Genomic DNA, 9612 nt, shown 5'->3' with positions numbered 1-9612 from the left:
CCCAGAGCGGCTCCAGCGTCGAGAGCACCTCCTCGATCGCCGCGAGCCGGCGCCCCGCGTAATGCAGATCAATCCAGGCCAGGCCGACGGCGATCCTCGCCTCGCGGCGGGCGACCGCGTCGCCGGCGACGGCCACATCGATGTCGGCCTCGGCCACGGCGCGTTCGGCCCGTCGCCGGGCGGCGCTGGGAACCTCCTGCATGAGACCGACGCGGGCCATGGTCATTTCGTCGTCACCGAACCGACCGGCCATGGGACCCGAGACCGGCAGGTTGTCGATCCCGAACCGGAGCTGCGGATCCGGGAGCCGGCCCGCGGCCGCCGCGGCCGCCGAGGCCGCCTCCACGCCCAGGGCGCTGGCCCTTGGCTGCGGCGAGGTGGTCTCGGCGAGCGCGAGGGCCTCGTCGAAGGTCAGGGGCTCAGCCGCCGCCGGCCAGCCCGAAGCAGCGAACAGGCAGAGGGCGGCCGCGACGCCGGCGGATCCCCCGGAGAGAATCCCCGGCGGCCGGGGCGGTCCGCCGCGGGTCGCATCGACCGCAGCGGGTGACAGGGGACGGCCCGGAGCCGTCCGATAGCCGGAGATCATGGGAATGTCCTCGAGACCCCGCGTTGCTCACCTTGGTGCGACGCAGGACGCTGGTTGTTCGACCACAAGCCGCGCGAGCGCGCAGGCCGTGGTCAGCGACGCTTGCTACGCCGGCGTCTTGGGAGGGTTGCCCAGGGGCGCTGGCCGTTCCCCTGCGCGGGTGTCGTCGCGACCCAATGCAATCTGCTGGCGATGCAGCGCCGGCGCCCGGACCGTGAGGCCCGCACCGGACGGCAGCGGAATCGCGACCGCGAAGCAGGCTGTGCGGCCCATGCAGTCGGGGCCGGCGTCGTCGCAGGGAACCACCGGATCCCCGGCCCCCGCCGGCATCATCATCTCGGCGCAATCCGGCATGGCGGCCATGGCGGCCGCGGCCGCGCCCGGCCGCTCAGGCGCGGCGAACGCCGACGCCTGGCCGAGGGAGCCGGCCAGGGCTAGGGCGAACAGAAGGATGCGCACGATACGCCACATGCCAGCGACGTTCCGCTTCGCTCTCCGGCGAGTCAAGGTGCGGACCGCTCCGCTCAAACCCCGGCTTGACAGGCCGGAAAAAGATTGGTTCGAGGCGATCGTGCGAGGGAGCCGGGGCAAGCCGGCGCGCGCCGATGAAGTGGGGCCCAACCACGGTCCGCTGTCCGGGTCTCATCCGCCGCTCCCTCTGTACAAGGCTCCTGGTCCGCCCGGGCGGACGCCGGTGATCCGGCCCTCCCGACCAAGGGCGGACGACAGGCTGAACCCGACCATCACGGCGGCGCCGGTGAGAGCGGCCATGACCACCGACGGCGCCGCCTCACTCCGGCCGGACGGGCCGCCGTGACGCCCTGAACGCCTTCACGTCCCGCGCCAGCCGGATCCAGAGAAGGATGAACCCCGAAAGGACGATGCTCAGCGTCAACGCCGTGGTGATGATGATCAGGGGGTGATTGAAATCCTCGCCGTCGTTCCAGTCCATGACATGGAGACGCCAGAAGAAGTCGAAAATCCGCCAGACGCCCGACCGGCGCGTCACCACCTCGCCGGTGGCCGGCGACAGGTAAAGGGATGTCTTTTCGCGGTCAGCGAAGTCCACTCGCCACAGCGGCCCGGTCCGCCCCGTTTCCTCGGGCGCCGTGTTCAGGAGCACGGCTCCCGAAACTCCCGCCTCACCCTTGTACGCGCGCCTGGCGAAGGCCGAGGCCTCGGCGGCCGACATCGGTGCGAACGGGCGACCTGTCGCGGCGGACACGATGACCGGCTCACCCGCCGCGAGCTTCAGGGTCCAGGCCGGGCCACGCGGCGTCGTGTGGAGCTCCGCCTGGACGGGCGCGACGCCCGCGCCGCGGGCTATTTCGCCGAGGGCTGGAAGCGCGCCGAGCTCCAGTGGACCGGGCTTGAGTTCAACGGCGCGATGTTCGCCGCGCACCGTCTCGATCGGAATAGCCGTCATGACCAGACCGCCGCCGACCCAGAACAGAACCTGGAGCCCGACCACCAGGGCGATCCATTTGTGGAGCTGGGTCGAGAGTTTGAGAACCTTCATGGGGGCCAACCGTCTAGGCGTGGCGCGCGAAGACGCGCGTGCCGCCGCCCTTGAGGATCAGCAGGGTCTCATAGGCCTCCCGCTGGCCGTCGGGCGTTTCCATCCCGGGAGACCCCAGCGGCATCGCCGGCACCGCGAGACCCACGGCCTCGGGGCGCTCGGTCAGAAGCTTGCGCACATCCTCCGCCGGCACGTGGCCCTCGAGGACATAGCCGCCGATCAGGGCCGTGTGGCAGGAGGCGAGGGATTCGGGCACGCCTTGGGTGCTGCGTATCGAGCGGAGGGTCGGGAGTTCGTTGACCCGCGCCTCAAAGCCCGCGGCCCGCATGTGATCGACCCACGCGGTGCAACAGGCGCAGGTCGGGGTCTTGTAGACCGCCAGCTCGTTCGACGCTCGCGCGACCGGGGCGCAGGCCGCGACGGCGAGGGCGCCGGCTCCCGCGGCCAGAAGGCCGCGGCGTGAAAGCGGAATGAGCATGGATCCGATGGTCCTCGGCGAGAGATGTGATGAAGCCGCTGATTGACGGCCGGAGCCGAGGTCAGGCGGCAGGACGGAAGGGCCGCGCGGAGGAGTGGTAGACGTCGAACCTCCACTCGTCACCCCGCTTGCGCAGCACGCTGGTGGCGGCGCCGCGGCGCTCTATCGGGGCCCGGGCGCTGTCCTTGAAGGTGATGTGGTAGGTGTAGGTCTCGCTCACGAAGGCGGTGTCGCCATCGACCTCGACCTTCGTTTCATGGTTGCGGAAGTCGAAGCCGGCCAGATCGGCGAACTCGGGGCCGAGATGGTGCTCCAGGTAATAGGCGAACGATCCCTCCACGCCGCCGTTCTCGAAGATTTCCGAGTCCGCCCAGAACAGGGCCGCCGTCTGCGACACATCCATCCGCTCGATCGCGTCCTTGTAAGCGGTGACGACGGCTCGGACCTGCGCTTCGTCAGCCGTGCTCGCCTGGCCGGGGGCATGAGCCGGGTCATGCGTGTGGGCGTGCGCGGGCGCCTGAGCGTGGGCGGAGTTGGCGAGGACGGCGAAAGCCAGTCCGGCCAATACTGAACGAAGCATCATGGTGAAGTCTCCTGGTTTGCCGCGGCGGCGGTAGGTTCCGGTCCGGCGCAGTGGATGGAAAAGGATATGGCCTGGCGATGACCGCCCCCGGGCCGTCAGAACATCAGATGCCTCATGCCGTGGGTCAGCATCCCGCCCAGCAGGCCGTTGACCACCACGGCGGCGGCGGTGACGGACAGCAGGCCGATGTAGATCAGCTCACGCCCGCGTCCCGGTCTCCGGACCCAGTGTTCCTTGGCCCACCAGCTCAACAGGCCAAGGGCGGCGATCGAAGTGCCGAGCCACCGATGGTAGGCGTGCGTCACGTCGTCCTTGCCCGGCAGCCCCATGGCGAACCACCCCAGCGCCACCGCGGCGACCGCGGAGATCGCCGCCAGGGCGATGATCACGCGCGTGCCCTGCGTCAGGACAGGCCGGCGCAGCGTCAGGGCGGCGATCTCGAGGAGAGCCGCGACGAGGAACAGCGCGATGGGGAAATGCACCGCCGCCGGATGCATGGCCCCGAGCCAGCGATAGAGGCGCTGAGGCACGGACCTGGGGCCCTCCTCCGCCATCATGGCGCCGTGGTCCATGTCCTGGGCCATCCCCGGCACGGCCATCATGCTCCCTTGTGGAACAGCGCCCGCCGGCGCGGCCGCCTGGGCGCGGGCCACGGCCTGCCTGTCGTGGTCCTCATGGGCGAAGGCCGGCGCGCTGACCGACAGCGCCAGCACAAAGGCGAGCCCCGACAGAAATTTGCGTGTCGTCATGGCTCTCTCCCGTCTCGTCCCTTCTGCTAACTACGCACCGGAAAGGCCAACCCCTCTCCGAGGGATTCGGCGCGTTTCGGCGTAATAGGGATTAGGGGCGCGAGGAGAGTGATCGATGACGCGTAATCTTGATGATCTTCTGATGCGATCGGCGGCCATGTCGGCCGGTCGGTCGCTCGACGGGCTCGAGCCGCTCGTGTGGAGCCGGGTCGATGTGCTTCGTGGCGAAAGACTGGCCTCGCAGTTGCGCTTCGGGGCCGTCGCCATGGCCCTGGCCACCGGCCTGACTGTCGGCGGCGTCGGCGCGGTCGCCGCCCCCCGACCGCCCGGGGACATGGCCATCTTCACGGTCGAGGCGGGCCTGTCGCCCCTGGTGCGGCTGGAAGCGGGCCGGTGATGCGTGGGTGGAGGGCCATCGTCCTCACGGCCCTTCTGGCGGCGCTCGCCAGCGGCGCCGGCACCTGGATCAGCGCCAGCTGGGTGCTGGGCCGGCGCGAGCCGCCGTCCCTGCACGACATCGTTCACCATGACCTCAAGCTGTCACCTGACCAACTGACCCGCATCGAGGCGGTCGAAGCCCGGTTCGCCGCTCGCCGCCCTGCGCTCGAGGCGGACGTCCGCGCGGCCAACCGGGAACTGGCGCGCGCGATCCAGCAGAACGATGGCGACGGTCCCCAGGTGCAGGCGGCGGTGGACCATTTCCACGTCGCGATGGGAGCCATCCAGAAGGAGACGATCGCCCACGTCTTCGAGATGCGGTCGGTGCTGACGCCCGCCCAGGCCGAGGTATTCGACGATCGCATCGTCGCGGCCCTCGCGTCCGACGAAAGCTAGCCTTCCGGGTGGAGAGCCCCAACGCCCTGTCAGCCCGCGCCGCCGGCGGCGACCGCGCGGCCTTCAGCGAGTTGATGCGGCAGACCAAGACGGGCTTGTTCCGTTTCGTTCGACGTTATGTCGGCGACGAACAGGACGCCTGGGATTTGTTGCAGGACACCTACGCGGCGGCTTGGGTGAACATCCGACGCTACGATCCGACGCGGCCCTTCGAAGCCTGGATCCGAACCATCGCGCTAAACAAATGCCGGGACTGGAGCCGCCGTCGTTTCGTCCGGCGGCTCATCCGGGGCGGCGTCGATCTTGCGTCGCCGGAAGCCATGGCCGTGCCGGACGGCGCCGAGGCGGTGGATGACCTGATGGAAACCAGCGCCCGGCTCTCGCGGCTGAACGAGGCCATGAGCCGCTTGCCCCCGCATCTCAAGGCGCCGCTTCTGCTGACGGCGATCGAGGGGCGCAGTCAGGCGGAGACCGCCGGCATGCTTGGGGTCTCCATCAAGACGGTGGAGACCCGCGTGGCGCGGGCCCGTCGCAAATTGTCCGCTGCGCTGGGCGACGATTCAACGGCCCTCCAGGCTGTCCCGAAGTGATCGGCTCGAAGGGCATCCTGAACCTCATCGCGCCCGGGCCCCTGCGCTCGCGCCGGGGCCCTTACCCCGTTGATCGACAGCGGCGGCGAGGGCTGGGGCGTGCGCCCGCGTAATCCAGTATGAAGGGGTCGCTGGAAATCGACCCGACCGTGCCCTTCTCTTCAGGAGCTTGCCACCCATGAAATACTTGATCCTGGCTGCCGCCTCGGCCGTCGCCTTGGCCGCTTGCCAGCCGGCCGCAGAGCCTCAACCCGTCGAGACCGAGACGGCGCCGGACGCGCCGGTGGCGGCGCCGATGGAGCCCTCGATGGCGGCCGCGCCGGCCGCCGCTCCCAATCCCCAGCCGCAGGCGGCCGCGCCCGCGGCGACCGCCGCCCGCCGAGCCTCGGCGCCTCGACCGGCGGGGCCTACGCCGGCCCCCACGTCGCCCCCCGCCGATCCGATGGCCGGTCATGACATGTCGAAAATGGATGGCCACGACATGTCGAAGATGGACGGCATGACGATGCCGCCCCCGCAATAGTTCGCGTAAGCATCAGGAGTCCTCCCATGAACCGTTCAATCCTTGCCAGCCTGGTTGCTCTCGCGACCCTGGCTCCCGTCTCGCTCGTCCACGCCCAAAACCATTCGCACGCGGGCATGTCGGCGCAGGACCACGCCGCCATGCAGGCGCCGGGCAATGGCGTTGTCACGACGCCTGCGGACAACGCCATGCTGGCCGCAGCCCCGACGGCCTTCTCCGCGACCTTTCCACACCCGATGGTCCTGACCTCACTCACACTGACGGGTCCTGGAGACCAGTCCGTCGATGTGGCTGTGTCCGCTGACGCGCCGCCGGCCACCACCGTCCGTGCGCCTCTCACCGCCCTCGCACCCGGATCCTGGTCCGCCGCCTGGGGCGCGAAGGGCGCCGACGGCCACCAGATGAACGGCGTCGTCCGTTTCATGGTTCACTGAGGAGACGGCCTCCCGCCTGCTGGGGAGCCAAATCCAACGTGGGGAACGCCGCGCAGTCCCCCTGCGCGGCGTTTCACGTTGACGTCTCGCGGTCTCGATCGCCCCGACGCCATGCCAACGCAAAGCGATCCTCGGCGATGCGGCGGCGCCGCTAGAACCAGGCTCGAATGCCGACGACCAGCCGGGTGTCCTCCGAGCTACGTCCGTCCGCTTCCAGAAAGTCCGCGGTTTCGCCGAAGCTCCTGGTCCATTCCACGCCGACGTAAGGGGCGAACTCCCTGCGGAACTCGTATCGCAGCCGGGCCCCGATCTGGAGCGACGAGAGGCCGGACCCGATCCGGAGTTCGGGGATGTCCTCCGCCGAAAGCACCACCTCGGCCCGGGGCTGGAGGATCCAGCGGTTGGTGATCCGCTGATCGTATTCGGCCTCCCCCCTCGCCGTCAGCTCGCCCTTGTTGGACAGAAAGGCCGCCGCATCGACTTCGAACCAGTAGGGCGCCAGCCCCTGGATGCCGACGACCAGGTCGGTTCGGTCGCCTTCCGGTCGGTACGTCTGGCGCAGGCCGGTCTGGAAGTCGAAGAAGGGTCGGAACGCCCGGCTGTAGAGGGCCTGGATTTCGGCCTCCTCGACCTCGCCACCAAAGGAGCCTTCCCCTTCCGACTTCCACCAGAGGCGATTGATGTCGCCGCCGGTCCAGCCCTGAGCGTCCCAGGCGTAGCCATCCTCGTCGTCGCCGAAGGCCGCTTCCAGCTGGTCGATGATGACCGCCGTCGTGCGGGCGTCGCCGTGCTCGATCCGTAGCTGGGCGCGGGCCGCCGCCATTTCAGCTGGGTTGAACAGCAGGTCGGCGGCGTTGGTCGGCCCGCTTGTCGCGCCCGCCGGAGCCGGGGTTTCCGGCGGACGCCCCGGATTGTCCGCGCTGGTCGGGACGTCGGGCGGCATGGCCATTCCTGACATGTCGTGACCCGCCGGCGTCTGGGCCATGGTCGACATGTCATGGCCCGCATGCGGGGACGCGGCGGTCGGAGCAGGCTGCGCCTGATGCGTCGTGGACATGTCGTGCCCCGCCGGCATGGCCGCCGCAGGTGGCGTCTGGCCCATGGTCGACATGTCATGGCCGGCATGAGGGGATGCGGTGGCCGGAGCAGGCTGGGTCTGCCCCATGGTCGACATGTCGTGCCCCGCCGGCATCGCCGGCGCAGGCTGGGCCTGGCCCATGGTCGACATGTCGTGACCGGCATGAGGGGACGCCGAGGCCGAAGCAGGCTGGGTCTGGCGCATCGTGGACATGTCGTGAGCCGGAGCCGGAAGACGAACGGGCACGGCGCCCGTCGGGCACGTCGGCGCTCCGGCCGTGCCTGTCCGGGACGCATCGGCGGTGGGGGAACTGCGCGCGACGCAACCCTCCGGGAGCGTCTGGCGAACAGGCGCGGGCATGGCGTGTCCGGCGTGGCTCTGCGCCAGCGCCGGCGTTCCCGCCGCCGCCGAGGCCGCGGCGAGGATCAGGGGAAGGATCGCGACCGAGGTTCTCACGATGCGGCTCCTTCCATCGGACGGACCGTCACGACATTGAACATCCCGGCATGCATGTGCAGCAACAGGTGACAGTGGAAGGCCCAATCGCCCGGATTGTCGGCGGTCAGATCGAAGCTGACCTTGCCCCCCGGCGCCACGTTGACGGTGTGCTTGAGCGGCTGGTGTCCGGCCGGGCCGCCGGTGACGAGTTCGAAGAAATGCCCATGCAGATGGATCGGGTGAGCCATCATGGAGTCGTTGACCAGGGTCACCCGCACCCGCTCGTTGCGCTCGAAGCGGATCGGCTCGACCAGCTCGCTGAACTTCCTGCCGTCGAAGCCCCACATGAACCGTTCCATGTTGCCGGTCAGGTGGATCTCCATTGTCCGGCTCGGGGCCCGCTGGTCCCGGTTCGGCTGGAGCGACACCAGGTCTGTGTAGACCAGGACGCGGTGGTCAACGTCCGTGAGGCCGATCGGACGCTCGCCGAGACGGTTCGCCGGGTCCATGGAGACCATGTCCACGCCGACGCCCACCGCCATGTCCGGCGGGGCGTTCTCCGGATCGCGCATGTTCATGCCGGCCATGGACATGCCGGCGCTGTCGTCCGCCGGAGCCGCGCCCGCGGCGGGGCTTCCGTGGTCCATGCCGGACATACTGCCGTGATCCATTCCGCCCATGCCCATATCGCGCATGGTCAGGTTGGGAACCTCGCGCAGCGGAGGAACCTCGGCGGTCATGCCCAGACGCGGCGCCAGGGTGGCCCGACCCATGCCGGAGCGGTCGATCGCTTCGGAGACGATCGTGTAGGCCCGATCTTCCGTCGGCTGGACGATGACGTCGTAGGTCTCGGCGACCGAAATCTGGAACTCGTCGGTCTCGACCGGGCGCACATTCTCCCCGTCCGCCTGCACCACCGTCATCGGCAGGCCGGGAATGCGGACGTTGAAGATCGACATGGCCGAGGCGTTGATGATGCGCAGCCGCACCCGCTCGCCGGGCCGGAACAGGCCGGTCCAGTTCTCCTCGGGTCCGTGGCCGTTGATCAGATAGGTGTAGGTCGAGCCGTTGACGTCGAGGATGTCGCGCGGGTCCATCCGCATCTCGCCCCACATGCGCCGCTCCTCGAGGCTCATCCGGTCGCTGCCGTCCAGCAGGCCGGCCAGGGTGGTGCGCTGGCGGTTGAAATAGCCGGGGCTCTTCTTGAGCTTCTCGAAGATTTCGTGTGGGTGCATGAAACTCCAGTCCGACAGGACCAGCACGTGCTCGCGGTCATAGGCGACCGGGTCGGCCCCGGCCGGATCGATGACGAGGGGACCGTAGTGTCCGAGCGCCTCCTGCAGTCCCGAGTGGCTGTGGTACCAGAAGGTGCCGGACTGCCTGATCGGGAACTCGTAGACGAAGGTTTCGCGCGGGCGGATGCCGGGGAAGCTGACCCCCGGCACGCCGTCCATCTGGAAGGGCAGCAGAATCCCGTGCCAGTGGATCGAAGTGTCCTCGTCGAGTGTATTCGTCACGGAAAGACGCGCGATTTGACCCTCGCGAAGCCTCAACAGCGGGGCGGGCAGCACGCCGTTGATGGTCGTGGCGGTCGCGGTCCGACCGTTCACGGTAAAGGGCGATTGACCGATCGTCAGATCGATGTTCGGGCCGGCGAGGGTCGGAAGGTCCGCCCGCAGCCCGGGAGAACCCGTCTGGGCCCAGGCGGGCATAAAGCCCTGCAAGGCCGCGAGACCGCCTCCGGCGACGGCGCCGCGCAACAGCAGTCTACGATCCAGATTCATGGGATACTCCTGATAG

At 69.3% G+C, this 9612-nt stretch carries 13 protein-coding genes; 5 read left to right on the top strand and 8 right to left on the bottom strand.

Annotated features, from left to right (window positions below):
* The 6 genes from PSV23_RS15635 to PSV23_RS15610 all read right to left on the bottom strand — a co-directional run.
* Positions 1–586, bottom strand: a 586-nt coding sequence (locus PSV23_RS15635) for a TolC family protein (protein WP_300470801.1), incomplete at its 3' end; no start/stop codon positions are given.
* A 105-nt stretch (positions 587–691) separates the two neighbouring features.
* Positions 692–1057, bottom strand: coding sequence for a hypothetical protein (locus PSV23_RS15630; RefSeq protein WP_300470799.1), 366 nt, complete (start codon positions 1055–1057; stop codon positions 692–694).
* Positions 1058–1376: 319 nt separating this feature from the next.
* Complete coding sequence (locus PSV23_RS15625) at positions 1377–2105, bottom strand: PepSY domain-containing protein (protein ID WP_300470797.1); 729 nt, start codon at positions 2103–2105, stop codon at positions 1377–1379.
* Positions 2106–2118: 13 nt separating this feature from the next.
* Positions 2119–2583 carry a DUF411 domain-containing protein gene (locus PSV23_RS15620; protein ID WP_300470794.1) on the bottom strand — a complete coding sequence of 155 codons (465 nt, stop codon included), beginning with the start codon at positions 2581–2583 and terminating at the stop codon, positions 2119–2121.
* 61 nt (positions 2584–2644) lie between these two features.
* Positions 2645–3166: a nuclear transport factor 2 family protein gene (locus PSV23_RS15615; RefSeq protein ID WP_300470791.1), complete on the bottom strand. Its 522-nt coding sequence runs from the start codon at positions 3164–3166 to the stop codon at positions 2645–2647.
* Positions 3167–3261: 95 nt separating this feature from the next.
* Positions 3262–3915: a DUF2231 domain-containing protein gene (locus tag PSV23_RS15610; RefSeq protein ID WP_300470789.1), complete on the bottom strand. Its 654-nt coding sequence runs from the start codon at positions 3913–3915 to the stop codon at positions 3262–3264.
* A 115-nt stretch (positions 3916–4030) separates the two neighbouring features.
* On the opposite strand from PSV23_RS15610, the gene PSV23_RS15605 reads away from it, so the two are divergent.
* The 5 genes from PSV23_RS15605 (at position 4031) to PSV23_RS15585 (ending at position 6296) form a co-directional block, all read left to right on the top strand.
* Positions 4031–4312: a hypothetical protein gene (locus PSV23_RS15605; RefSeq protein ID WP_300470787.1), complete on the top strand. Its 282-nt coding sequence runs from the start codon at positions 4031–4033 to the stop codon at positions 4310–4312.
* Positions 4312–4749: a Spy/CpxP family protein refolding chaperone gene (locus tag PSV23_RS15600; protein ID WP_370461092.1), complete on the top strand. Its 438-nt coding sequence runs from the start codon at positions 4312–4314 to the stop codon at positions 4747–4749. Before PSV23_RS15605 ends, PSV23_RS15600 begins: the two co-directional genes overlap by 1 nt.
* A gap of 8 nt (positions 4750–4757) precedes the next feature.
* Positions 4758–5339, top strand: coding sequence for an RNA polymerase sigma factor (locus PSV23_RS15595; protein ID WP_300470782.1), 582 nt, complete (start codon positions 4758–4760; stop codon positions 5337–5339).
* Positions 5340–5517: 178 nt separating this feature from the next.
* Positions 5518–5862, top strand: a complete 345-nt coding sequence (locus PSV23_RS15590; protein WP_300470780.1) for a hypothetical protein — start codon at positions 5518–5520, stop codon at positions 5860–5862.
* A 26-nt stretch (positions 5863–5888) separates the two neighbouring features.
* A complete protein-coding gene (locus tag PSV23_RS15585) occupies positions 5889–6296 on the top strand; it encodes a copper resistance protein CopC (protein ID WP_300470778.1) in 408 nt (135 codons plus the stop codon).
* Positions 6297–6447: 151 nt separating this feature from the next.
* Here PSV23_RS15585 and PSV23_RS15580 read toward each other — a convergent pair whose 3' ends face one another.
* On the bottom strand, positions 6448–7830 hold the full coding sequence (locus tag PSV23_RS15580; protein WP_300470775.1) for a copper resistance protein B: 1383 nt from the start codon (positions 7828–7830) through the stop codon (positions 6448–6450).
* Positions 7827–9596: a copper resistance system multicopper oxidase gene (locus PSV23_RS15575; RefSeq protein ID WP_300470773.1), complete on the bottom strand. Its 1770-nt coding sequence runs from the start codon at positions 9594–9596 to the stop codon at positions 7827–7829. Before PSV23_RS15575 ends, PSV23_RS15580 begins: the two co-directional genes overlap by 4 nt.
* Positions 9597–9612: the final 16 nt, after the last annotated feature.

Origin of the sequence: Brevundimonas sp. (assembly GCF_029946145.1) — a bacterium.
Classification (GTDB): domain Bacteria; phylum Pseudomonadota; class Alphaproteobacteria; order Caulobacterales; family Caulobacteraceae; genus Brevundimonas.
This window is presented reverse-complemented; position numbering and strand designations above follow the sequence as displayed.